At 66.7% G+C, this 22,679-nt stretch carries 25 protein-coding genes and 1 pseudogene; 18 read left to right on the top strand and 8 right to left on the bottom strand.

The features are described from left to right. The first annotated feature begins 150 nt into the window (after positions 1-150). The 3 genes and pseudogenes from Y900_RS04165 to Y900_RS33895 form a co-directional block, all read left to right on the top strand. Positions 151-351 carry a hypothetical protein gene (locus tag Y900_RS04165; RefSeq protein ID WP_131536074.1) on the top strand — a complete coding sequence of 67 codons (201 nt, stop codon included), beginning with the start codon at positions 151-153 and terminating at the stop codon, positions 349-351. Further along, complete coding sequence (locus Y900_RS04160; RefSeq protein ID WP_036339364.1) at positions 348-596, top strand: hypothetical protein; 249 nt, start codon at positions 348-350, stop codon at positions 594-596. Before Y900_RS04165 ends, Y900_RS04160 begins: the two co-directional genes overlap by 4 nt. Positions 597-830: 234 nt before the next feature. Continuing rightward, a pseudogene (locus Y900_RS33895) lies at positions 831-917 on the top strand (hypothetical protein); the annotation flags it as partial. A 79-nt stretch (positions 918-996) separates the two neighbouring features. Here Y900_RS33895 and Y900_RS04155 read toward each other — a convergent pair. Next, positions 997-2,415, bottom strand: a complete 1,419-nt coding sequence (locus Y900_RS04155; RefSeq protein ID WP_036339361.1) for an APC family permease — start codon at positions 2,413-2,415, stop codon at positions 997-999. Then, the gene (locus tag Y900_RS04150) at positions 2,412-3,527 is read right to left on the bottom strand and encodes a DmpA family aminopeptidase (RefSeq protein ID WP_036339357.1); all 1,116 of its coding nucleotides are present in this window, start codon (positions 3,525-3,527) and stop codon (positions 2,412-2,414) included. Before Y900_RS04150 ends, Y900_RS04155 begins: the two co-directional genes overlap by 4 nt. Before the next feature lie 131 nt (positions 3,528-3,658). Here Y900_RS04150 and Y900_RS04145 point away from each other — a divergent pair, with 131 nt between their 5' ends. Next, complete coding sequence (locus tag Y900_RS04145; protein WP_036339354.1) at positions 3,659-4,270, top strand: TetR/AcrR family transcriptional regulator; 612 nt, start codon at positions 3,659-3,661, stop codon at positions 4,268-4,270. Between the two features lie 5 nt (positions 4,271-4,275). On the opposite strand, the gene Y900_RS04140 is transcribed toward Y900_RS04145, so the two are convergent. Further along, positions 4,276-5,121 carry an ABC transporter permease gene (locus Y900_RS04140; RefSeq protein ID WP_036339351.1) on the bottom strand — a complete coding sequence of 282 codons (846 nt, stop codon included), beginning with the start codon at positions 5,119-5,121 and terminating at the stop codon, positions 4,276-4,278. Between the two features lie 142 nt (positions 5,122-5,263). On the opposite strand from Y900_RS04140, the gene Y900_RS04135 reads away from it, so the two are divergent. Next, complete coding sequence (locus Y900_RS04135; protein ID WP_192827472.1) at positions 5,264-6,136, top strand: alpha/beta fold hydrolase; 873 nt, start codon at positions 5,264-5,266, stop codon at positions 6,134-6,136. A 74-nt stretch (positions 6,137-6,210) separates the two neighbouring features. Next, a complete protein-coding gene (locus tag Y900_RS04130) occupies positions 6,211-6,540 on the top strand; it encodes a DUF3349 domain-containing protein (RefSeq protein ID WP_036339348.1) in 330 nt (109 codons plus the stop codon). Positions 6,541-6,543: 3 nt separating this feature from the next. Here Y900_RS04130 and Y900_RS04125 read toward each other — a convergent pair whose 3' ends face one another. The 3 genes from Y900_RS04125 to Y900_RS04115 form a co-directional block, all read right to left on the bottom strand. Beyond that, the gene (locus Y900_RS04125; RefSeq protein WP_036339347.1) at positions 6,544-7,596 is read right to left on the bottom strand and encodes an NAD(P)-dependent alcohol dehydrogenase; all 1,053 of its coding nucleotides are present in this window, start codon (positions 7,594-7,596) and stop codon (positions 6,544-6,546) included. A 129-nt stretch (positions 7,597-7,725) separates the two neighbouring features. Beyond that, positions 7,726-8,001, bottom strand: coding sequence for a YciI family protein (locus tag Y900_RS04120; protein ID WP_036339345.1), 276 nt, complete (start codon positions 7,999-8,001; stop codon positions 7,726-7,728). 23 nt (positions 8,002-8,024) lie between these two features. Beyond that, complete coding sequence (locus tag Y900_RS04115) at positions 8,025-9,080, bottom strand: iron-siderophore ABC transporter substrate-binding protein (RefSeq protein WP_036339342.1); 1,056 nt, start codon at positions 9,078-9,080, stop codon at positions 8,025-8,027. 222 nt (positions 9,081-9,302) lie between these two features. Here Y900_RS04115 and ctaD point away from each other — a divergent pair, with 222 nt between their 5' ends. Both ctaD and serB read left to right on the top strand, forming a co-directional pair. Further along, the gene (ctaD, locus tag Y900_RS04110) at positions 9,303-10,988 is read left to right on the top strand and encodes an aa3-type cytochrome oxidase subunit I (protein WP_051659871.1); all 1,686 of its coding nucleotides are present in this window, start codon (positions 9,303-9,305) and stop codon (positions 10,986-10,988) included. 25 nt (positions 10,989-11,013) lie between these two features. Continuing rightward, positions 11,014-12,246, top strand: a complete 1,233-nt coding sequence (gene serB, locus Y900_RS04105) for a phosphoserine phosphatase SerB (RefSeq protein WP_036339338.1) — start codon at positions 11,014-11,016, stop codon at positions 12,244-12,246. 92 nt (positions 12,247-12,338) lie between these two features. On the opposite strand, the gene yczR is transcribed toward serB, so the two are convergent. After that, entirely contained in the window at positions 12,339-13,784 is a 1,446-nt protein-coding gene (yczR, locus tag Y900_RS04100) for a MocR-like transcription factor YczR (RefSeq protein ID WP_036339336.1), read from the bottom strand. 65 nt (positions 13,785-13,849) lie between these two features. On the opposite strand from yczR, the gene Y900_RS32675 reads away from it, so the two are divergent. The 8 genes from Y900_RS32675 to Y900_RS04060 all read left to right on the top strand — a co-directional run bounded on the left by Y900_RS32675 (position 13,850) and on the right by Y900_RS04060 (position 19,985). Further along, positions 13,850-14,026, top strand: a complete 177-nt coding sequence (locus tag Y900_RS32675; protein ID WP_192827471.1) for a hypothetical protein — start codon at positions 13,850-13,852, stop codon at positions 14,024-14,026. A 56-nt stretch (positions 14,027-14,082) separates the two neighbouring features. Continuing rightward, entirely contained in the window at positions 14,083-14,736 is a 654-nt protein-coding gene (gene yczE, locus Y900_RS04090; protein WP_237752664.1) for a membrane protein YczE, read from the top strand. Continuing rightward, on the top strand, positions 14,697-15,533 hold the full coding sequence (locus Y900_RS04085) for an ABC transporter ATP-binding protein (protein ID WP_036339328.1): 837 nt from the start codon (positions 14,697-14,699) through the stop codon (positions 15,531-15,533). Before yczE ends, Y900_RS04085 begins: the two co-directional genes overlap by 40 nt. Further along, positions 15,533-16,357 carry an NUDIX hydrolase gene (locus Y900_RS04080; protein ID WP_036339325.1) on the top strand — a complete coding sequence of 275 codons (825 nt, stop codon included), beginning with the start codon at positions 15,533-15,535 and terminating at the stop codon, positions 16,355-16,357. The genes Y900_RS04085 and Y900_RS04080 overlap by 1 nt, the downstream gene beginning before the upstream one ends. 1 nt (position 16,358) lies before the next feature. After that, positions 16,359-17,072 carry an enoyl-CoA hydratase gene (locus Y900_RS04075; protein ID WP_036339322.1) on the top strand — a complete coding sequence of 238 codons (714 nt, stop codon included), beginning with the start codon at positions 16,359-16,361 and terminating at the stop codon, positions 17,070-17,072. A 9-nt stretch (positions 17,073-17,081) separates the two neighbouring features. Further along, entirely contained in the window at positions 17,082-18,050 is a 969-nt protein-coding gene (locus Y900_RS04070) for a class I SAM-dependent methyltransferase (RefSeq protein ID WP_036339318.1), read from the top strand. Next, a complete protein-coding gene (locus Y900_RS04065; protein WP_237752663.1) occupies positions 18,008-19,228 on the top strand; it encodes a THUMP-like domain-containing protein in 1,221 nt (406 codons plus the stop codon). The genes Y900_RS04070 and Y900_RS04065 overlap by 43 nt, the downstream gene beginning before the upstream one ends. Positions 19,229-19,289: 61 nt before the next feature. Then, on the top strand, positions 19,290-19,985 hold the full coding sequence (locus Y900_RS04060; protein WP_036339315.1) for an esterase: 696 nt from the start codon (positions 19,290-19,292) through the stop codon (positions 19,983-19,985). Here Y900_RS04060 and Y900_RS04055 read toward each other — a convergent pair. Next, positions 19,982-21,244 (bottom strand): BamB-related PQQ repeat family beta-propellar protein, encoded by a 1,263-nt coding sequence (locus tag Y900_RS04055; RefSeq protein WP_192827559.1) that lies wholly within the window; start codon positions 21,242-21,244, stop codon positions 19,982-19,984. The genes Y900_RS04060 and Y900_RS04055 overlap by 4 nt on opposite strands. A gap of 109 nt (positions 21,245-21,353) precedes the next feature. Here Y900_RS04055 and Y900_RS04050 point away from each other — a divergent pair, with 109 nt between their 5' ends. Then, the gene (locus Y900_RS04050) at positions 21,354-22,100 is read left to right on the top strand and encodes an acyltransferase (protein WP_036339311.1); all 747 of its coding nucleotides are present in this window, start codon (positions 21,354-21,356) and stop codon (positions 22,098-22,100) included. A 95-nt stretch (positions 22,101-22,195) separates the two neighbouring features. Further along, a complete protein-coding gene (locus Y900_RS04045; protein ID WP_036339308.1) occupies positions 22,196-22,678 on the top strand; it encodes an MPT63 family protein in 483 nt (160 codons plus the stop codon). Position 22,679: the final 1 nt, after the last annotated feature.

The raw sequence follows: 22,679 nt of genomic DNA, 5'->3' as shown, positions 1-22,679 counted from the left end.
CCATCGAAGACCAAGGGTCGTAGCGGATCCACTTCCAAGGGCTCAGGGTGTGATCCACGCTCGTAGTGCTTCCCCGTTTACGGTGGTGCAAGGTGTGCATGGGCACCGTTCCGGGTTCTGTCGGCGGTATCGGTGGGTAGGGTGCCCGGCATGCTTTGGCTTTGGCGGGTGTGCGCGGTGCTGGCGGTGGTGTTCGTCGCGACAATCGTTGTGGAGTTGATTTCCGGCTGGGGGCATCCGTGGATCTTCGTGTACCCGGCGGCCGCGTTCGGCCCGCTGGCCGTGGTCACGTGGTCACGTGGTTGCGACGGCGAACGGCAGCCGCACGACGTGATGAGAGCTAAGTCGTGAATGAACGGATCATCGACACAATCGTCGGCGGTTGGGTAAGCATCACGATTAGTGAAGGTGGCGATCTTCCCTACTCGGACAAGCCGTTCAAGACGGTAGTCGTAAACCGTCACCATCACGGACGCAACTCCACATATGAGCAATGGCATCGAACCATCGAAGATGCGCAGCTTCATGCGCAGACGCTGCTCGAACAGAGCAACAAACTGCACCGTGGCGACGATGATCCGCCTAACTACCGATAACGGTAGTTCTGTGCGAGTGATCATCGGCCGTGACCGCAGTTGCAGAATCCGGGTTTGTCGGGTTATCCGGGTTTACCGAAAGGGGCGGCTGTGGGCCGCCTGGCGCGGGATTTAGCCGCGATCCCATGGCCACGTTTTGGCCACAATCTCGCTCTATTCCAGTCATTCCAGTCAACTCTTGTGGCCGTTTTTTGCCGGTCGTGCGTTGTGCGCAACCTTGACCTTGGGGAAGGCCAGAACCACGACTTCTTCTCCGGGTCGGGCTCGTCCTACGTGATCGGCAAGGCCGTCGTCACCAAAGCCGAGGACTGGAACTTCTAGTCCTCGGGACGTCCGGCCGCACGGCCTCGTAAATGCCAGAGGCCGTGCGGCAGCACGGGTTCGGCGCCTCGGCTTCGAATCAGTTTGTCGAGGGTGCCAATGACCGCGACGGCCGCCAGGCGAGCGCACCTGCGATCAGGCCGACGAACGGGATCGCGGCCAAGATGGTGCTCAATGTGGCACTGCCGCCGGTGACCAAGGTGAAGTTCGACAGCACCAGCCACAGACTTCCCAGCAATCCGAGCACCGCAAGTGCCGGCGCCAGACGGGTGGTCCACAGTGGGCCGCTTGCGCGCCCGCGAAGGAAGAACGCCAGTACCGCGATTGACGTGGTGAGCATCAGCACCACCATGCCGACGGTGGCGATTCCCGCCATCGAGCCGAAAACGCCGACCAGCGGGTCGATCCCGAGGATCGCCAGCACCCCGACGATGACGGCGGCAGTGACGGTCTGGACCACCGATGAGAATGCCGGCGACTCGTGGTTGTCGTGCACGCCGGCGAGTCTGGCCGGCAGCAGACCCTTTCCGGCCAGCACGAACTGGTAGCGCGCGATCACGTTGTGGAACGACAGCACACAGGCGAACAGACTGGTCAACAGCAGTACGTTGACGATGTCGCGCCCGATCGTCCCCAGCATGTCACCGGCGGTATCCAGCAGCATATTGCCTTCTCCAGCAAGGGTTTTCTCAGCTGTCGCGGTCACCTGGTCGGGCCCGAGAGCGACGACGAACGCCCACACCGTGATCGCGTAGAACGCGCCGATGATGATGACCGCGGCGTAGGTGGCGAGCGGGATGGTGCGTTCCGGATCCCGCGCCTCGTCGCGGAATACGGCGGTGGCCTCGAAACCGATGAATCCGGTAAGCGCGAACAGGACTGCAATGCCCAGTGTGCCGTGAGTGAAGACGGCGGGATCGAACGAGCTCAACGTGACTCCGGCCGGGCTGGGGTTGGCCACCATCACCACGTCCAGGATGACGACGATGCCGATCTCGAGCGCCAGCGCCACACCGAGCACCTTGGCGCTCAACTCGATATGCCGGTAGCCGAGTACCGCGACGATCGCCAGAACGACGAACGAGTACACCGGCCATGGGATCACCGGCCCGTTGTAATGCGTGACGGTGTCGTTGATGGCCCAACCGATGTAGCCGTAGATGCCCACCTGGATCGCGGTGTAGGCGATCAGCGCGACCACCGCGATGCCCTTGCCGACGCGCTCACCGAGTCCGACTGTCACATAAGAGAAGAACGCCCCGGCCTCGGGTACATACGGTGTCATGGTGACGAACCCGACGCTGAAGACCAAGAGCACCAGTGCGGCGATCACGAATCCCATCGGGGCACCCGCGCCGTTGCCCAGTCCCATCGCCAACGGCATGTTGCCGCCGATCACGGTCAGTGGGGCGGCCGCGGCGACGACCATGAACACGATGCCGATCGGTCCGAGGCGCCCGTTCAGGCGGCGCCCTTCGGCCTTGGTGGATGTGGTCATGGGATCTCCTGAAGTGTTCGGGCAGTGGGGGACAGCGCATGGCGAAGTAAGTCGTGGTCCAGTGCGTGGACGGTGAAACCGTTGCGGCCGGTCATCGTGGTGGCGGCGACCATGGCATTGACGATGGCCTCCTCCGTCGCCTCGATGGTCAGGTCGAACAGTCGGGTCATCAGCTGCGGCGCCACCATCCGCAGTGGGATCTCCGGGCGTGAGGTCGCCGTATTCTCGTCCCATGCGTAGGGCGGGATCCCGCGGTTGCCGGTCGAGAACGCCAGCATCAGATCCCCGCTGTACTGCTCGCCGCTGCCGCCGAGTCGGCTGACGGCCAGCGCAGAACGCTGGGCCACCCGGGTGCACTGGTGCGGGAGCAATGGAGCGTCGGTGGCGACGATGACGATGATCGAGCCCGATCCGGGTTCGTAGCGGGCGGGAAGTTCGGGAAGCGGTACCTCCGCGGCGCCGATCCGCTCGCCGACCGGCACGCCGTTGATCCGAAGTCGTTCGCGCCGGCCATGATTCGCCTGCACCAGGACCCCGACGGTGTAGCGCCCGGCCATGGTGTCGGTGATCCTGGAGGCGGTACCGATACCGCCTTTGAAGCCGTGGCAGATCATCCCTGTTCCGCCGCCGACGTTGCCCTCGGCGGGTGGCTCACCGCTGGCGTTGTCCAGCGCGGAGCGTACGTGCTCGGGACGCACGTGAAAGCCGTTGATGTCGTTGAGCAGTCCGTCGTAGGTTTCGCCCACCACGGGTAACGACCAATAGGCGCCTTCGCCGCGGGCCCGCACCTGCGCTGCCACCAGTTCGTCGCGAACCACGCCGACGCTGTGCGTGTTGGTCAGGCCGATGGCGGTGGTGAGCTCGCCGGATTCTCGGATCCATTCCAGGCCGGTCAGTTCGCCGCTGCCGTTGAGCCGGTGCGCGCCGGCGAACACCGGTTCGGTCCAGATGTGTTCGTGGGGGATGACCACTGTGACGCCGGTGCGCACGGTGTGCGGATCGTCGGAGGTGATGGTGGTGTGCCCCACCCGGACACCCGCGACGTCGGTGATGGCGTTGTGCGGCCCGGTGGGGTGTTCCCCGATGGCTACGCCGAGGTCTCTGGCCCGCATTGGTCACGCTCACTTCACCGATAGTTTTTTTCCTGATTGGAAAAGAACTATGCGCCGGTGTGACGCAGCACGCAAGAGGAAGTGCAAAATGGGATGGATCCACCCAGCACGACGACAGGAGTGGCGCAGGTATGGCACGGCCGAACCGGCAGGTCGAACGGCGCGGCGACATCATGGATGCCGCCATCGCGCTGATCGAACGCCATGACCTGGCCACCCTCAAGCTCTCCGACGTCGCCTCGGAGCTGGGCCTGACCACCAACGCCGTCCGGTATTACTTCAAGGACATGGCCGAGCTGCTGTCGGAGCTGGCGTTGCGCTCTGACGTCCGGTTCTACGATGACCGGCTGCGGTTGCGCACCGAGAGCGACGATCCGTGCCGCCAGCTCGCCCAGACGATCGCTGCCGGTCTGCCCACCGGTCCAGAAGATGCTGAGTGGCGTGCCATCTGGCGGGCGGTACTGGCGGCCGGATTCGATCTGGACACGCGTCGCGACGTGCAGGGGATCTACCACCGTCAGGTCGGTCTCTATACGGATCTGTTGGATGCGGGCGCCCGGTCCGGGGCGTTCCGTCTCAGCGACCCGGCCCGCGACATCGCGATGACGCTGATGTCCATGGAGGACTACTTCGGTTATCGCATCGTCGCGCGGGATCCAGAGCTCAACCGCGCCACCGCATTTCGGCTCATGCGGCGCTACGCTGAACTCGCCACCGATGCGTCGATCCCGCAGCTGGACTGAGAACGTCAGCCTGCCAGGTTGAATCGTCCCTGGCTGCCGTAGATCGCCAGCGAGATCAGCAACGTCACCGACACCAACACCACCAGTGAGGTCCGCACAGCGTCACCCGTCGCAACGCCGACTCCGGACGGTCCGCCCGAGGCGTAGAAGCCAAAATAGGTGTGAATCAACAGGATCGCGATGGCCATCAGGATCGCCTGAACGAACGACCACATCAGGTCGATCGGGCTCAGGAACGTCGAGAAGTAGTGCTGGTAGAGCCCGGCCGATTGCCCCAGCAGCGCGACGGTGGTGAATTGGCTGGCGAGGAACGACAGGATCACCGCGACCGCGTACAGCGGCGCGATCGACACCATGCCGGCCACGATCCTGGTGCTGACCAGGAACACCAAGGACGGGATCGCCATCGCTTCCAGCGCGTCGATTTCCTGGTTGACCCGCATCGCTCCCAGTTGGGCGGTGACACCCGCGCCGAAGGTGGCGGCCAGGCCGATCCCCGCCACGACGGGTGCCGAGATACGCACATTGATGAACGCCGCCAGGAATCCGGTGAGCGCTTCGATGCCGATGTTGCCCAGCGAGCTGTAGCCCTGCACAGCCAACGTTCCACCGGTGGCGACGGTGAGAAACCCGACCACCACCAGCGTGCCGCCGATCATTGCCAGCACGCCTGCGCCCATGCTGATCTCGGCGATGAGCCGGACGATTTCAGTACGGTAGGAGCGCACTGCTGCCGGAATTCCTGCCATCGCTTTGGCGTAGAACAGCGTCTGATCTCCGATCCGGCCGAGGATGTACCACGGGCGCTCCAACGCGCGGGTCACCCGGGGAAAGACCGCCCTATGGGTCATCTACGTTCCGCTCCACCCGTCTAACGTCCGCGCCGCGGCGGCGTCACCGTAGGGCCGTTCGTCCCGGCTATCGACACCCAAAGGCTTCATTCCGGTGGGACTGGCGCTTTGAGCCGGCGATTTCATCACCGATGCTGAATGTGTGAGCGCACCCGAACCGTTCAGCACGGCTGGTGTCGACGGGGTCCGCATCGCGGCCGACCGCATCGGCGAACCGGGCGCGCCTGCCGTCGTGTTCCTGCACGGTGGTGGCCAGACGCGCCGATCGTGGGGCCGGGCAGCCGCGGCAGTCGCCGCCCGCGGCTGGCAGGCAGTCACCGTCGACCTGCGCGGCCACGGCGAGTCCGACTGGTCGCCAGACGGCGACTACCGGGTGGTCAGCTTCGCCGGCGATGTACTCGAACTCATGCGCGGGCTGCCGCCGCACCCGGTGCTGGTCGGCGCATCCCTGGGTGGATTCACCGGGATGCTGCTCGCCGGTGAGATCGCCCCCGAGACGCTGCGCGCCCTCGTCCTCGTCGACATCGTCCCGGACATGGACCCGTCGGGCGCCTCGCGAATCCACCAATTCATGTACGACCGAATGGAATCCGGTTTCGCCTCGCTCGAGGAGGTGGCCGACATGATTCAGGAGTACAACCCGCACCGCCGGCGGCCCGACGACCTCGACGGCCTTCGCGCCAATCTGCGTCACCGCGACGGCCGCTGGTACTGGCACTGGGATCCGAAATTCATCGACGGCAGCGCGTCGCGCCCACCCATCGAGGTGACCGAGGTCGATCGGATCAACGCGGCGGTCGCGGCGATCTTGGCGGAAGGCACCCCGATGCTGCTGGTGCGCGGTCAGATGAGCGACCTCGTCACGCAGGAGCGCGCCGACGACTTCCTCGCGCGGTTTCCCCAGATCGAGTTCGCCGACGTCGCGGGCGCCGGCCACATGGTCGCGGGCGATCGCAACGATCTGTTCGCCGATGCGGTCGTCCAATTCCTGGGCAAACACGCCGTCGACCGGTGAACGCGGTATGAACCGGGAGAGAACTGTCCCATCGGTGCTGGCGCAGTCCGGACCTAACCGAGAGACTGAGCGGCGTGACCGCTACGTCGCTGTTGAACTCGATCCTGAACTGGCTGCGGGCCGGTTACCCCAACGGGGTGCCCGGTCCTGACCGGGTCCCGCTGCTGGCCTTGTTGCGCTCGACGCCGCTGACCGAAGAGCAGATCAAAGAGGTCGTCGCCAACATCACCGCGAAGGACTCGGCCGCCCTTGACGGCGGGATCGACGAGGACGAGATCGCGGCATTCATCAAGGACGTCAGTCACCACGATGCGGGGCCGGAGAACGTCAAGCGGGTCGCGGCCACACTGGCCGCGGCCGGTTGGCCGCTGGCCGGTGTGTCCGAGGACCCCGTCAGCGAGTGACCGCTATGCAGTCCGCAGCGGTTCGGTGTCGATCACGAAGCGGTACCGCACGTCGCTGACGAGCACGCGCTCGTAGGCCTCGTTGATGTAATCCGGCTGGATCAGCTCGATTTCGGGCTCGATGCCCTTCTCGGCGCAGAAGTCCAGCATCTCCTGGGTTTCCGGGATGCCGCCGATCATCGAACCGGAGAGGTGGCGCCGCATGCTGACCAGCGGCTGCGCCGGCACTACCATCGGCTGCTCGGGCATGCCCAACTCGACGAGGGTGCCGTCGACCCGCAACGTGCTGAGGTAGGCGCTCAGATCCAGGTTGGCCGACACGGTGTTCAGGATCAGGTCGAACGAGTTGCGCAGCTTGGTGAAGGTCTCGGGGTCGCTGGTCGCGTAGTACTCGCCGGCGCCCAGTCGCAAGCCGTCTTCCATCTTCTTCAACGACTGCGACAGCACCGTCACCTCAGCGCCCATCGCGACACCGAGCTTGACGCCCATGTGGCCCAGTCCACCGAGGCCGACGACCGCAATTCGCTTGCCCGGACCGGCATTCCAGTGCCGCAGGGGGGAGAAGGTGGTGATGCCTGCGCACATCAGCGGCGCGGCGGCCTCCAACGAGAGGGAATCGGGGATGCGCAGCACATAGTTCTCGTCGACGACGATGTTGCCGCTGTAGCCGCCCTGGGTGGGCTGGCCGTCCTTGCCCACCGAGCCGTACGTTCCGACCATGCCCGAGCCGGTGCAGTACTGCTGCAGGCCGGCCTTACAGCTGTCGCATTCGCGGCAGGAATCGACGAAGCAGCCGACACCGACTCGGTCGCCGACCTTGTACTTGGTCACATCGGAGCCGACTTCGGTTACGACACCGGCGATTTCGTGCCCGGGTACGAGCGGGTAACGAACACCGCCCCATTCACCGCGCACCGTGTGGATGTCGGAGTGACAGATCCCGGCGAAGTGGATGTCGAATTTGACGTCGTGCGCGCCGACCTCGCGGCGGGTGACGGTCGTCTTGGTCAGGGGCTCGGTTGCCGACGTGGCGGCGTAAGCGGTAACTGTGCTCATCGTGTCCTCTTTGGTCGCGTTTCAGGCAGCACTGATTTGTTCAGCGTTTTGAGTGCAAGTTGGATCGCAACGTTGCGATCAACAGAGATAACCCGGCGGGGCGGGTGCCTAATCCCGACGTGACGAGGTTTACAGCCCGGCGGCGCGGACCCCGCCGTTAAAAGATAACCGCTGATAGCTGACCACGCCCGCCAGCGTGTACGGGTCGCGATCAATGATGCTTTGGGCATCTTCGGTGCTGATATCCGCGGTGATCAGGACGCCGCCGGTCCCCGTCTCCAGGCGCCCTGCGAGCAGCAGTCGCCCGGCTTCGACCTCGTCGTTCAGGAACGCCAGATGGGCCGGCCGGGATTGGTCGACGACATCGAGTGGCTTCTCATAAGTGATCGTCAGCACATGGAACACGGGAGTGAACTTACCGCCTACGGCTAGTTGATCGGTGCGTTGAGCCAGCGCAGATCGTCGAGGATGCCGCGGGCGGCGACCAGACCCTGACCGGTCTGCCACACCTCGTTGTTGACCACGAAGACGCGGTTGTCCCGGTTGGCCGACAGCTTGCGCCACGGCGCGCTGTCCAGGATGGCCGGCGCCCGATCCTTGGCGGCAGGCGAGGCGAAGGACAGATAGACGATGTCGCCGTCGGCGGCCGACAGGTCCGGGGAACGGTCCAGATCGGCATCGGAAATTCCGATCTCGATGTACGGCTTGTCGGTAAATCGTTGTGCTGCAGGGCGATCCACTCCAACATCCGCCAACACCGAGGCCGGGAAATTCGCGGCGCCGTACACCCGCATCGTGGTGTCGGTGAACTGGACGATGGAGGCCTGGAAGTGTGGGGCATCGTTGGCCATGCCCTTCTGCTTGGCCTGTTCGGTGAACCCGCCGATCAGATCCGCCGCTGCCTGGGCTCGTCCGGTTGCCGCCCCGACGGCGCGCACGTTGTCCTGCCAGTCGGCGCCGGGGGCGTCGGCGAACACGGTCGGGGCGATAGCGGTCAGCTGCGGCAGGGACTGTGGCGTCAACGCCTGGGAGCCGAGAATGAGGTCCGGTTTGGCAGCCGCGATCGCGGTGAGGTCCGGCGCGCTGCGGGTCCCGGCTCCGGGCAGATCGTGGATGACGGTGCCGAGATACGACGGCTGGCTGGTCGATCCGTCGGGCAGCGCGGCCGCCACGATCCGCGTCTGGAGGCCCAGCGCGCACAGTGCGTCGAGCTCGTCGCCGGCCAGCACCACGATGCGCTGCGGGTCGGGCGCGGCCGGGTCCAGGCGAGCCGGCTCGGGCGCACACGATTCGTCGGGCCTGCGTTGGTTGCCCAGCACGCCCGCGCTCGCGATCTGGGTGGTGCTGGTGACCAGGGACGGTGCGCCCGGCGGCGCGCTCTTCGGCGGTGTTGTGGAGCACCCGCTCGCCACTGTCATGGCGACCGCGGCCAGCACCGCCCCGGCGGCCACCACGACACCCGCACGTCCACCACCGATCAGCACGACGCCGACCGTAACATCCGCCTGTTGTAGGGTCGCTGAGCTGCGGTTGAAGGTGTATCGGTGACAAATACGACAGAATGTAGGACCCACAGCCCATTGGCGGCCACGGGCGGCTAGGATCAACTACACGTTCTCGGCGCGCTAACGATTTTTGGAGGACAGTTGACTGCCGTTGTGCCTTCGCGGGGGGAACTCGAGGCCACTCGACCCGCACCTGCACGGATGGGTCCCAAGGGCAACCTGATCTACAAGCTGGTCACGACGACCGATCACAAGTTGATCGGCATCATGTACTGCGTCGCCTGCTTCGTTTTCTTCTTCATGGGTGGCTTGATGGCGCTGTTCATTCGCGCCGAGCTGGCTGTGCCGGGCTTGCAGTTCTTGTCGAATGAGCAGTACAACCAGCTGTTCACCATGCACGGCACGGCGATGCTGCTGTTCTATGCGACGCCGATCGTGTTCGGGTTCGCCAACCTGGTGCTGCCGCTGCAGATCGGCGCCCCCGATGTGGCGTTCCCGCGGCTGAACGCGCTGTCGTTCTGGCTCTTCGTGTTTGGGGCGATGATCGCGCTGGCCGGGTTCATCACCCCGGGTGGTGCCGCCGACTTCGGCTGGACCGCCTACACGCCGCTGTCGGATGCGATGCACTCACCGGGCGCCGGCGGTGACCTGTGGATCCTCGGCCTGGCCGTCGGTGGTCTCGGCACCATCCTCGGTGGCGTCAACATGATCACCACCGTGGTGTGTATGCGTGCGCCCGGCATGACCATGTTCCGGATGCCGATCTTCACCTGGAACATCTTCGTCACCTCGATCCTGGTGCTGGTGGCGTTCCCGCTGCTGACCGCCGCACTGTTCGGCCTGGCCGCCGACCGCCACCTGGGCGCGCACATCTACGACCCGGCCAACGGCGGCACGATGCTGTTCCAGCATCTGTTCTGGTTCTTCGGCCATCCCGAGGTGTACATCATCGCGCTGCCGTTCTTCGGCATCGTGACCGAGATCTTCCCGGTGTTCTCCCGTAAGCCGGTGTTCGGTTACACCACGCTGATCTACGCGACGATCAGCATCGCGGCGCTGTCGGTGGCGGTGTGGGCGCATCACATGTACGTCACCGGTGCAGTCCTGCTGCCGTTCTTCTCGTTCATGACGTTCCTGATCGCGGTGCCCACCGGCATCAAGTTCTTCAACTGGATCGGCACCATGTGGAAGGGCAGGCTGACGTTCGAGACGCCGATGCTGTTCTCCATCGGCTTCCTGGTGACGTTCCTGCTGGGTGGCCTGTCCGGCGTGCTGCTGGCCAGCCCGCCACTGGACTTCCACGTCAGCGACAGCTACTTCGTGGTCGCGCACTTCCACTACGTGCTCTTCGGCACCATCGTGTTCGCGACCTACGCCGGGATCTATTTCTGGTTCCCGAAGATGACCGGCCGTCTGCTCGACGAGCGCCTGGGCAAGGTGCACTTCTGGCTGACGTTCATCGGCTTCCACACCACGTTCCTGGTGCAGCACTGGCTCGGCAACGCCGGCATGCCGCGCCGCTACGCCGACTACCTACCGTCGGACGGTTTCGAGACGTTGAACATCGTGTCGACCATCGGTGCGTTCATTCTCGGTGTGTCGGTGCTGCCGTTCGTGTGGAACATCTTCAAGAGCTGGCGCTACGGCGAGGTCGTCACCGTCGACGATCCGTGGGGTTACGGCAACTCGCTGGAATGGGCCACCTCCTGCCCGCCGCCGCGACACAACTTCACCGAGCTGCCCCGAATCCGTTCGGAGCGACCGGCATTCGAACTGCACTACCCACACATGATCGAGCGGATGCGTGCCGAGGCCCATGTCGGGCGCGCACACGGCCCGGACGACGGCGACGTCACGCGTCTCGACGACGAGCACGTCCGCACCTAACTCGGGATCCGCAACCCTTCCGGGTATGACCATGTCCAAGGTGTCGGTGCTGATCACCGTCACCGGTGTAGACCAGCCTGGCGTCACCTCCGCGCTGTTCGAAGTGTTGGCCCGCCACGCCGTAGACCTACTCAACGTCGAGCAGGTGGTGATCCGCGGGCGGCTGACCCTCGGTGTGTTGGTCTCCGGCGACGCCAGTGTGGCCGACGGTGTACAGCTGCGAGACGACGTCAGCACGGCGATTCATCGTGTCGGGTTGGACGTCACGATCGAACGCAGCGACGACACCCCGATCATCCGTGAGCCCTCCACCCACACCATCGTGGTGCTCGGGCGGCCGATCACGGCGGCAGCCTTCGGTGTGGTGGCTCGCGAGGCCGCCGCGCTCGGGGTCAACATCGACTTCATCCGCGGCGTCTCCGACTACCCGGTGACGGGGCTGGAGCTGCGGGTGTCGGTCCCCGCCGGTGTGGGTGGCGAGTTGCGCACGCTGCTGGCGCGGGTGGCGTCCGAACAGGGCTTGGACATCGCCGTCGAGAACTACAGCCTGGAGCGACGGGCCAAGCGGCTCATCGTGTTCGACGTCGACTCCACGCTCATCCAGGGTGAGGTCATCGAGATGCTGGCCGCCCATGCCGGGGCCGAGGAGGCAGTCGCCGCCGTCACCGAGGCGGCCATGCGGGGCGAGCTGGACTTCGCCGAGTCACTGCATCGCCGGGTCGAAACCCTGGCCGGCCTGCCCGCCGAGGTGCTCGAAGACGTTGCCGAGCAGATCGAGCTGACCCCCGGGGCGCGCACCACGATCCGGACGTTGCGACGCCTGGGCTTCCACTGCGGGGTGGTCTCGGGCGGCTTCCGCCAAGTGATCGATCCGCTGGCGCACGAACTGATGCTGGACTTCGTGGCCGCCAACGAACTGGAGATCGTCGACGGCAAGCTCACCGGGCGGGTTGTCGGCGAGGTCGTCGACCGCGCCGGAAAAGCCAAGGCGCTGCGTGACTTTGCGCGCCAGGTCGGTGTTCCGATGGAGCAGACCGTGGCGGTCGGCGACGGTGCCAACGACATCGACATGCTGGCCGCTGCGGGGCTCGGAGTGGCGTTCAACGCCAAGCCCGCGTTGCGCGCGGTCGCCGACACCTCGCTGAGCCATCCGTACCTGGACACCGTGCTGTTCATCCTCGGCATCACCCGCGCGGAGATCGAGGCGGCCGACGCCGTCGACGGCGTGCTGCGCCGAGTCGAGATTCCGCCGGAGTAGGCGCTCAGGCACCGAACTCGACGTTTTGCAGGCGATCACTCGCATTTTCTCTGCGAATCGTCGGTTTCGGCGCGAAGAGAGGTGAGCGCGCCCTAGATCACCACGGCCGTGGACTCGACGGTGGCCGAGCCGGTGATGCTGCGCCACGCCGTGCCGAGCAACTCGATTGCCTCGGTCAGTTCGTCCTCGGGCAGTGCGAACGGAATCCGGACGAAGCGCTCCAGTGTGCCGTCCACCCCGAAGCGGGGGCCGGGTGGCAACTCGACGCCGAGCCGGGATGCCGACGCGCACATCGCCGAGCTCACCGGCGCGGGCAGCTGCACCCACAGCGACATGCCGCCGGTGCCCGGCAGCGGGCGCCACTCCGGCAGGTGCTGCTCCAGAAGTTCGAGCAGCAGGGTTCGTCGCCTCCGCAGGATCTCCCGGCGTTCGGGCAGTACCTCCGCGGCACGATGCGTGAGAAGTATTGCCGCAGCGAGCTGTTCGACCACCGACGTGCCCAGGTCGATCGACGGGCGGACCGCGCGGATGGTCGCGAGCACGCTCGGTTCCGCGCGGATCCAGCCGATGCGCATCCCGCCCCAGAACGACTTCGACATCGATCCGATCGTGATCATCAGGTCGGTGCGCGCGCTCATCGAGGCGGCGACCGGCGGCGGCACCGGCTCGTCGATCCAGATGTCGGTGAGGGTTTCGTCGATCACTGTGCGGGTGCGTGTCTCGGCGACGATGTCGCAAATTCGCTTGCGGTCCGCGGGCGGCATCGAGAACCCTGTCGGATTGTGGTTGTCAGGCACCAGATAGGCCAGAGTCGGGGCGAGTTGTCGCACGGCGGCGTGTACGGCGTCGAGTTCCCAACCCTCCCTTGTCATCGCCACCGGAACGGGCCGGGCTCCCGCGGTCGCAATCGCGCTGAGCGCCCCGTGATACGTGGGCTGCTCGACGAGTACACGATCACCGGGCTGAACGTAGGTCGTCAGGATCAACGCGATCGCGTGCTGCGCGCCGCTTGTGACCATGATCTGGTCGGCCTCGGTGGGAAGCCCTCGGGCGCAATAGCGTTCGGCAATCGCCTCACGAAAGGGCAAGATCCCGCGCATGTCATGTCCGGTCTGCTGCAGATAACCGGCGGACTCGCGGGCGGCCTCGGTGAACGCGTCCTGCACTGCGCTGGCCGGGGCGGCCAGCGCAGCCGACGCCAGGTTGATGGCGGCAAAAGTCGCGGCGGGGACACTGACCGGAGTGTGGGGAAGCGCAACCGTGCTGCGGGCGCCGCGCCGGGCATGCAGATAGCCGGTGCCGCCCAAGTCGGCATACGCGGCGGTGACGGTGGTCCGCGAGACGCGCAGCGCTTCGGCGAGCACGCGCTCGCTGGGCAGTCGCGAACCGACCGGCAGTCGGCCGTCGACGATCAGCATCCGCAGCCCGTCGGCCAATGCCTGGTAGGTGGGGCCACTTTTGCTCGAGGTACGCCAGTTGCCCAGCTCTCGGACCAAAAGGTCTGGGTCGAGGGTTCTGGCCTTCATCGTCGTCGGCATTTGAAAGCCAGTATGAGTCAACTGGCTATTGAAGAGCAAGCCAGTCGATCGGAAATATGGCTCACATGAGTACCTGGTTCTCCCGAGTGGCCTCCCGCCTCGCGACCCTCCTCGACCCCGGCCGCGGCCCGTGGAATCCGACCACGTCCGGGTGGTCCATCGGGGATGAGACCGACGCCGACGCGCGCCGGATGCGCGCGGATCTAGACGCCTTGCGCGTGCGGTTCTCCGACCACCGGTGAGCGCGGCGCTGCGTGGGTTCGCCCTGCTGACCGGCCTCACCGGCTACGGGCTGTCGATGGCGATGATGGTGCGCGCCGGGCTGGGTCTCGATCCGTGGGATGTGTTCCACCAGGGGCTGACCCGGCACACCCCGATGACCATCGGGATGGCCTCGGCGGTGGTCGGCGTCGTCGTGTTGCTGGCCTGGATCCCGTTGCGCAACAAGCCCGGCATCGGCACGGTCGCCAACGTCATCGTCATCGCGGTCACCGTCGACGCCGGCCTGGCCGTGCTGACCGCACCGGAATCGGTACCGGCGAGGGTCGCCCTGATGTCAGGCGCCGTGCTGCTCAACGCGGTATCGACGGTTATCTACGTGGGCGCCGGTCTGGGACCCGGCCCCCGTGACGGCTTGATGACGGGACTGGTTGCGCGGACCGGTGTTTCGGTACGCGTGGTGCGCACCGTGATCGAAGCCACCGTGCTGGCGGTGGGCTGGCTGCTGGGCGGCAGCGTGGGAGTCGGAACCGTCGTCTACGCCTTCGGTATCGGGCCGATTGTGCAACTCGTCCTGCGTCTCACCCCGAAACCGGTCCTGGCTGCCAGCGGGTGGGCGAACATCCTCGAGAAGAGTCGAAAACGCAGCGACCCCAGGCGTGCGGACTCCGGTGAATACGGCACGATGGTGCAGTGTCCGATGCCGCCGACGAGGTCGACCCCGACCTGCTGATCGACTTCCGGAAAGTATCGCTGCGCCGCGGGGGCCGGGTCCTGGTCGGACCCATCACCTGGCAGGTCGAACTCGACGAACGCTGGGTGGTGATCGGGCCCAACGGCGCAGGCAAGACCTCGCTGCTGCGGATTGCGGCTGCGATGGAACATCCGTCGTCCGGCGTCGCCTACGTGCTCGCGGAGCGGCTGGGCCGCACCGACATGGGCGAGCTGCGCCAGCGGGTGGGGTTGAGCAGCGCGGCGCTCGCACAGCGGGTGCCCGACGACGAACTGGTCCGCGATCTGGTCGTCTCGGCCGGGTACGCCGTGTTGGGCCGGTGGCGAGAGAACTACGACGAGATCGACTACGCCCGCGCGGTGGACACACTGGAGAGCGTCGGCGCCGAACACCTGGCCGACCGCACCTACGGCACCCTGTCGGAGGGTGAACGCAAACGCGTGCTGATCGCCCGCTCGCTGATGACCGATCCTGAGTTGCTTCTTCTCGACGAGCCCGCGGCCGGGCTGGACCTCGGTGGCCGCGAGGAACTGGTCGCCCGGCTGGCCGATCTGGCTGCCGACCCTGACGCACCCGCGCTGGTCCTGGTCACCCACCATGTCGAGGAGATCCCGCCAGGCTTCAGCCACTGCCTGATCCTGTCCGAGGGCCAGGTGGTGGCCGGTGGACTGCTGCGTGACACCCTGACGGCGGAGAATTTGTCCACCGCGTTCGGGCAATCGATTGCGCTGGACGTCATCGACGGCCGCTACTTCGCCCGACGCGTGCGCAGTCGCGCGGCCCACAGGAGGCGCTGATGAGCGACAAGCCGGAACCGTTGCCGGTGCGCCCGGCGGCGACGGTCATGCTGATCCGGGACACCCCGGCCGACGGCGTCGAGGTTTTCCTCATGCGCCGGCATAGTGCGATGGAGTTCGCCGGCGGGGTGATGGTGTTCCCGGGCGGCGGTGTCGATGACCGCGACCGTAACTCCGACATCGCCTGGTACGGGCCGGGACCGGACTGGTGGGCCACCCGGTTCGGCATCGACGAGGACCTCGCCGAAGCGCTGGTGTGCGCCGCGGCCCGCGAGACGTTCGAGGAGTCCGGGGTGCTGTTCGCCGGACCGGCCGGCGATCCGGACGGCATCGTCGCCGATGCGTCGGTCTATCGGGAGGCGCGCGGCGCCCTGGTCGACCGCAGCCTGTCGTTCTCGGACTTCCTGCGCCGGGAGAATTTGGTACTGCGCGCCGACCTGCTGCGGCCGTGGGCCAACTGGGTCACCCCCGAGGAAGAGCGCACCCGCCGCTACGACACCTACTTCTTCGTCGGCGCCCTGCCGGAAGGCCAGCGGGCCGACGGCCACAACACCGAATCCGATCACGCCGCCTGGACCAGTCCGGAGGCCGCCATCGAGGACTTCGCCGAGGCCCGCTCGTTCCTGCTGCCGCCGACCTGGACGCAACTGGACTCGCTGGCGGGGCGCTCGGTCGGCGAGGTTCTGGCGCTGGAACGCCAGATCGTGGTGGTCCAACCCAATCTCGCTGTGCGCGGAGGTAACTGGGAGATCGAGTTCTTCAACAGCGATCGGTACAACGAGGCCCGCAACCGTCGCGCCCCGCAGGGTTACGGCGGCGACTGAGGTGCGCGAGTTTGTCAACGTGCACGTCGGCGAGCAGCACAGAGGAGTAGGGGTGCTGCTGGTGTCACGCCCACCGACCAACGGTCTGACCAGGCAGACGTACCGCGAGCTCATCGACGCGGCCGCCGAGGTGGGCGACCGCGCCGACATCGCGACGGTGATCCTGTTCGGCGGGCACGAGATCTTCTCCGCAGGCGACGACGTCCCCGAACTGCGCACGCTGAACCGCGCCGAGGCCGAGGGCGCCGACCGGCTGCGCCGCGATGCGCTCGATGCGGTGGCGGCGATTCCCAAGCCGACGGTGGCGGCGATCACCGGCTACGCGCTGGGCGCTGGACTGAGCCTGGCGCTGGCCGCCGACTGGCGGGTCAGCGGTGACAACGTCAAACTCGGCGCCACCGAGATCCTGGCCGGGCTGGTCCCCGGCGGCGGTGGAGCCGAGCGGCTGGCCGGCGCGATCGGGCCGGCGCGGGCCAAGGAACTGGCGTTCAGCGGCCGGTTCGTCGACGCCAAGGAATCACTGGCGCTCGGACTCATCGACGAGATGGTGGCCCCCGATCACGTCTTCGACGCCGCCGCGGCGTGGGCGGGCCGGTTCGTCGACGCCGAGCCGAGTGCACTGGCCGGTGCCAAGGCACTCATCGACGGCCGGCTCGACGCCCGTGAGCAGGCGCAACGCTACGGCCAGGTCTTCTCCGCCGGCGATGGCAGTTAGGCTGCCCTGATGACGACGATCGACCCGGCCCCCCAACCGCACGCCACCGCGGAACAAGTCGAGGCCGCGCTCAAGGACAGCAAACTGGCCCAGATCCTGTACCACGACTGGGAAGCCGAGAGCTACGACGACAAATGGTCGATCTCGTACGACAAGCGCTGCGTGGACTACGCCCGCAATCTCTTCGACGCCACCGTGCCCCCCGAGGAGCTGCGTGAGCTGCCCTATGACCGTGCGCTGGAGCTGGGCTGCGGCAGTGGCTTCTTCCTGCTCAACCTGATCCAGGCCGGCGTGGCCCGACGCGGCTCGGTGACCGACCTGTCGCCGGGCATGGTCAAGGTGGCTACCCGCAACGGGGAGAACCTGGGTCTGGACATCGACGGCCGGGTCGCCGACGCCGAAGGCGTCCCGTACGAGGACAACACGTTCGACCTCGTCGTCGGACATGCCGTGCTGCACCACATCCCCGACGTCGAGAAGTCGCTGCGCGAAGTCGTGCGGGTGCTCAAGCCGGGCGGCCGGTTCGTGTTCGCCGGCGAGCCGACCAGCGTCGGCAACACCTATGCCCGCTCCCTGTCGACGCTGACCTGGCGAGTGGCCACCAACGCCACCAAGCTGCCCGGCCTTCAGGGCTGGCGGCGGCCGCAGGCCGAACTCGACGAGTCGTCGCGCGCCGCCGCGCTGGAGGCGGTCGTCGACCTGCACACCTTCGATCCCGCCGACCTCGAGCGGATGGCCCGCAGCGCGGGTGCCGTCGAGGTGTCGACCTCGACCACTGAGTTCACCGCCGCGATGCTCGGCTGGCCGCTGCGCACGTTCGAGGCCGCGGTACCACCCGGCAAGCTGGGCTGGGGCTACGCCAAGTTCGCCTTCAACAGCTGGATCGGCCTGAGCTGGGTGGATGACAACCTCTGGCGGCGCGTCGTGCCCAAGGGCTGGTACTACAACGTCATGATCACCGGGGTCAAGCCGTCCTGACCTTCGGGCGCGACGACGTCACCTACCTCACCAGTGACGCCGGTGTGGCGGCGCTGGCCGAGGTCGCCGGCTATCGGCTGACCGATTCCACCCGGCTCGCCGACATCACCGCGATCCGCGACCGGTTCGCCGAGCGCGCCACCGCGCTGGTCGAAACGACGTTGTTGCGCCGCAAGGCCGTCGCCAAACTCGGGGACCTGGGCGAGGTGTCGCAGTGGTTGTTCACCGACGACGCCCTGCAGCAGGCCACCGCCGAGCCGGTGGCCCGGCATCGGGCCGCCCGCCTGGCCGGTGCGGTGGTGCACGACGCGACATGTTCGATCGGCACCGAGTTGGCCGCGTTGCGGTCCACGGCGGCCGCGCTCGTCGGCAGCGACATCGACGAGGTGCGCCTGGCGATGGCCCGCCACAACGTGCCGGACGTGGCGCTGTGCCGTGCCGATGCACTGCACCCGGTGAGCCGCGCCGCCGTGGTGCTGCTCGATCCGGCGCGTCGCTCGGGCGGGCGTCGTCGCTTCGATCCGCGCGACTACGTGCCACCGCTGGACGCACTGTTCGACGTCTATCGCGGCTGCCCCACCGTCGTGAAGTGCGCGCCCGGAATCGATTTCGAGGCGGTCGCAGAGATGGGCTTCGAAGGCGAGATCGAGGTGACCTCGGCCGGCGGTTCGGTGCGGGAGGCCTGTCTGTGGTCGCCTGCGCTGGCCACACCCGGAGTACGCCGGCGGGCCTGCGTCCTGGATCGCGGCGAGGTGATCACCGACGCCGACCCTGACGACTGCCCGACCCGCCCCACCGGCCGCTGGATCGTCGACCCGGACGGGGCGATCGTGCGCGCCGGACTGGTCCGCCATTACGCGGCCCGGCACGGGTTGTGGCAGCTGGACCCGGAGATCGCCTACCTCAGTGGCGATCACGTGCCAGCCGGGGTGCGTGGCTTCGAAGTGCTCGACGAGCTGCCGTTACGGGAAAAGATTCTGCGCCAAGCACTCTCACAGCGTGATTGCGGGCAGCTCGAAATCCTGGTGCGCGGTGTCGGCGTCGATCCGGACGCACTCCGTCGTCGGCTGCGGCCGGCCGGACGCGCCTCGCTATCGCTGGTGATCACCCGGATCGGCGCCGGCGCGGGGGAGCGATCTGCTGTCTTCCTCTGTCGAGCGTCCGCGGCAAACACCTAGCGCGGGTACGCTGGCGGCCAGCGGCGCCGGTGCCGTCTTCGAGCGCGAGGACTGTCGACGAATGCGCATTTCCCATCTGGCCACCCTGCTGGTCTTCGGCGTGCTGATCGCCGAACAATCCATCGCGGTCGCCGGTGCGGCGACCGACTGCGCGGCCATGAGCGGAACCATGGAGGCCGGCAATGTCTGCCATGTCCACACCGCCGCCTCCGGCTACACAATGGATCTGCGGTTCCCCACCGACTACGCCGACGAGCAGGCCGTCCTGGACTACCTGACGCAAAACCGCGAGGGATTCATCAATGTCGCGCAGATGCCGTCGATCCGCAATGTGCCGTACGAAATGGACGTCACCACAGAATCATTCACCTCAGGACCGCCGCCGGGTGCCACCCAGAGCGTGGTGCTGAAACTCTTCCAAGACGTCGGCGGCGCCCGTCCGACAACCTGGTACAAGGCGTTCACCTACGATGTGGCGCACCGAAAGCCGGTGACGTTCGAGACGCTCTTTCCGCCCGACGCCAAGGTTCTCAACACGATATTCCCGATCGTGCAAGCCGACCTCGAACGGCAGACCGGTCTGACCGGCGTGATCGCCACCGGCGACGGACTCGACCCGTCGCATTATCAGAATTTCGCCATCACCGACGATGCGGTGATCTTCTATTTCGGTCAGGGCGAGCTGCTGCCGTCGGACGCCGGGGCCACCTCGGCCTCGGTGCCGCGGACAGCGCTCCCGCCGCTGCAGCTCACCTAGGCCGGGTCGAAGCTGTACAACTGGCCGGCGCTGGTAGCCACCACGACCCGCCGATCGAGACCGACCGACACCCCCACCGGGAAGCCATCGGCCTGTGGCAGGGGATAGCTGTTGAGGGTGTGACCGTCAGCGGGGTCGAACGCCAGCAACGACAGTCCCGACGGCGAGCCCGCGACCACCGTGTAGGCCACACTGCCGGCCCGACTCGACGTGCACAACGGTGTGACATCCGCGCGGCGCCAGGCAACCTGGGCCCGGTCGCCTGCGTCCTTAAGCGCAACCAGGTGGGTATTGGGGCCGCCGCCCACGACGATCAGCCCGTCAGGTGACACCGATGGCGGGGTCTGAGGCAGAAAGTCCAGCGGCACAGACCATTTCGGCTTACCGTCGGAAGTCTTCAACGCCCACAGTTTGTGGTCGCGGCCGGTGACGTACACGGTGGTCCCGTCGGCGGACGCCACCGGCGCGGCCAGCACGCCGGCGGCGATGGCGTCCGACGTCCACTCGCGGGTGAGCAGCGGGGTCTGGCCGGGGTGGTACTGCAAGCCGACGAGCGTCGACGCCTTGGCGCCGGGCAGCCACAGACTCACGACGATGGTGCGGGTCGCGGTGGCGTAGGCAGGGGGTGCGGCCACCGGGCACTGCGGCATTCCCCGAGCGCAATCGGCCAGCCCGCGGACCGAATCAGTCGGGTCGAGGCCCTCGACGAGATCCACCGGGGTGCCGGTCACGTCACCGGCGTGGGAGTCGAACACCAGCACCTGCCCGAGATGGGTGACCACAAGCAACTGGTCGCCACCGAGAAACCGTGCAGTCGTGGGCATTCCGATGACGTTCTGGCGCCAGCGGATCCACTGGGTCGGCGGGTAGGACTGCATCATGCCGGGCTGGCCAATGAACAGATTGTCGAACTGGTCGAACAGCGGGCTGGCGAAGCCGCCGCCGAGCACCATGCGGGTGCACCAGCGTTGCCTGCCGTTGTTGTCGTTCTCCCACACCATCAGCGAACAGCCGCCGGCGGTCTGCCCGTTCGCCGCTAGGTAGCTCCCGTCACCGAGTGCGGCGCCCGCGCCGAGCTCGCCCTTCACCGAGCGGCTCCACTTCAGCCGGAGCGCCGAGGCGCCGCCCGTGCCGGTGTAGCTGCTGTTGGCGGCGTCGGCGTATTGGGCCGACCAGCCGTGCGCCGCGGTGGACTGCACCCAGGAGTCCGTGTTGCCGCAACCAGCCAAACCGATCACGACCAGCGCGGCCGACGCCAACGCGAGCAATCGCCGCAGCACCCGTGTCACCTTCCCATCGCGCCATCGCGCTCCTGTGTCAGTACAGGCGAGGGTAACCCGCCCCGGACCTCCACTAGGCTCTCAGGCCATGACGACGATGTGGGGATCGCCGCTCCACAAGCGGTGGATGGGTTCGCGCCTGCGGGATCCGCGGCAGGCGCGCTTCCTGACCAGGGACTCGCTGCGCTGGGTCATCGCGAACCGGGCCTATACGCCCTGGTACCTGGTGCGCTACTGGCGCCTGCTGAAGTTCAAGCTGGCGAATCCGCACATCATCACCCGCGGGATGGTGTTCCTCGGCAAGGACGTCGAGATCCACGCCACCCCCGAACTGGCGCAACTCGAGATCGGGCGCTGGGTGCACATCGGCGACAAGAACACCATCCGCGCGCATGAGGGCTCGCTGCGGTTCGGCGACAAAGTGGTGCTGGGCCGCGACAACGTCATCAACTGCTACCTGGACATCGAACTGGGTGACTCGGCGCTGATGGCCGACTGGTGCTACGTCTGCGACTTCGACCACAAGATGGACAACATCGAGATGCCGATCAAAGATCAGGGGATCGTCAAGAGTCCGGTGCGGATCGGGCCGGACACCTGGATCGCGGCGAAGGTGACCGTGCTGCGCGGTACGACGGTCGGGCGGGGCTGCGTCCTGGGCGCCCACGCTGTGGTGAAGGGTGATATCCCGGATTTCTCGATCGCCGTCGGCTCGCCGGCCAAGGTCGTCAAGAACCGTAAGCTCGCCTGGGATACCTCGGCCGCGCAGCGCGCCGAACTGGCGGCGGCGCTGGCCGACATCGAACGCAAGAAGGCGTCCCGTCTAGAGGCGTAAGTCATCTCTCCCCGGGTCTTTGGGCACTATCTTCCGGCGTTCGTCCGGGGTTATGCCAAAGGCGTCCATTCAATGTCTTCATCGGGGAGGGCACTGTGAAGATCTCCAGTTCCACCAAGGCTCTACTGGCCATCGCGTTGAGCGCACTCATCGTGCTGGCGGCCGCGCCGTTTTCGGCGGCGGCCGACTATCCCATCGTCGGCAGACTGGGCAGCCCGCTGACGATGACCGACAGCGTCGGCCAGGTCTCGTTGAGCTGGAAGGTCAGTGACCTCAAACCCAGCAGCGACGTGATGCCCGGCTATCCGGTGGAGGGCCGACTGTGGGAGGCGACCGCCACCGTCGACGCGATCAGCGGCCCGGTCACGCCCGCCATCTCGCAGTTCAACGCCGTCGCTCCGAATCAGGCGGCGTATCGGGTGCTGTGGATGGTCGCCGCACCGTCCAACATCAGCGGTGCAACCATCCCGCAGGGCGCCACGGCGACAGGCAAGATCCACTTCGACGTCACCGGGCCGGCGCCGACCACCGTCACCATGAACAACGGCATGGAGGATCTGCTGATCTGGACGCCGTGAG

This window comes from Mycolicibacterium aromaticivorans JS19b1 = JCM 16368, assembly GCF_000559085.1.
Classification (GTDB): Bacteria; Actinomycetota; Actinomycetes; order Mycobacteriales; family Mycobacteriaceae; genus Mycobacterium; species Mycobacterium aromaticivorans.
Note: the sequence above shows the minus strand (reverse complement) of the source record. Positions and strands in the feature narration are given on the sequence as shown.

Bases quoted from the DNA above. Each gene is read 5' to 3' on its own strand.
- Y900_RS04165 (WP_131536074.1), top strand. From the start codon at position 151: ATGCTTTGGCTTTGGCGGGTGTGCGCGGTGCTGGCGGTGGTGTTCGTC.
- Y900_RS04155 (WP_036339361.1), bottom strand. From the start codon at position 2,415: ATGACCACATCCACCAAGGCCGAAGGGCGCCGCCTGAACGGGCGCCTC.
- Y900_RS04150 (WP_036339357.1), bottom strand. From the start codon at position 3,527: ATGCGGGCCAGAGACCTCGGCGTAGCCATCGGGGAACACCCCACCGGG.
- Y900_RS04145 (WP_036339354.1), top strand. From the start codon at position 3,659: ATGGCACGGCCGAACCGGCAGGTCGAACGGCGCGGCGACATCATGGAT.
- Y900_RS04140 (WP_036339351.1), bottom strand. From the start codon at position 5,121: ATGACCCATAGGGCGGTCTTTCCCCGGGTGACCCGCGCGTTGGAGCGC.
- Y900_RS04125 (WP_036339347.1), bottom strand. From the start codon at position 7,596: ATGAGCACAGTTACCGCTTACGCCGCCACGTCGGCAACCGAGCCCCTG.
- ctaD (WP_051659871.1), top strand. From the start codon at position 9,303: ATGGGTCCCAAGGGCAACCTGATCTACAAGCTGGTCACGACGACCGAT.
- serB (WP_036339338.1), top strand. From the start codon at position 11,014: ATGACCATGTCCAAGGTGTCGGTGCTGATCACCGTCACCGGTGTAGAC.
- yczR (WP_036339336.1), bottom strand. From the start codon at position 13,784: ATGCCGACGACGATGAAGGCCAGAACCCTCGACCCAGACCTTTTGGTC.
- Y900_RS32675 (WP_192827471.1), top strand. From the start codon at position 13,850: ATGAGTACCTGGTTCTCCCGAGTGGCCTCCCGCCTCGCGACCCTCCTC.
- yczE (WP_237752664.1), top strand. From the start codon at position 14,083: ATGGCGATGATGGTGCGCGCCGGGCTGGGTCTCGATCCGTGGGATGTG.
- Y900_RS04080 (WP_036339325.1), top strand. From the start codon at position 15,533: ATGAGCGACAAGCCGGAACCGTTGCCGGTGCGCCCGGCGGCGACGGTC.
- Y900_RS04070 (WP_036339318.1), top strand. From the start codon at position 17,082: ATGACGACGATCGACCCGGCCCCCCAACCGCACGCCACCGCGGAACAA.
- Y900_RS04060 (WP_036339315.1), top strand. From the start codon at position 19,290: ATGCGCATTTCCCATCTGGCCACCCTGCTGGTCTTCGGCGTGCTGATC.
- Y900_RS04050 (WP_036339311.1), top strand. From the start codon at position 21,354: ATGACGACGATGTGGGGATCGCCGCTCCACAAGCGGTGGATGGGTTCG.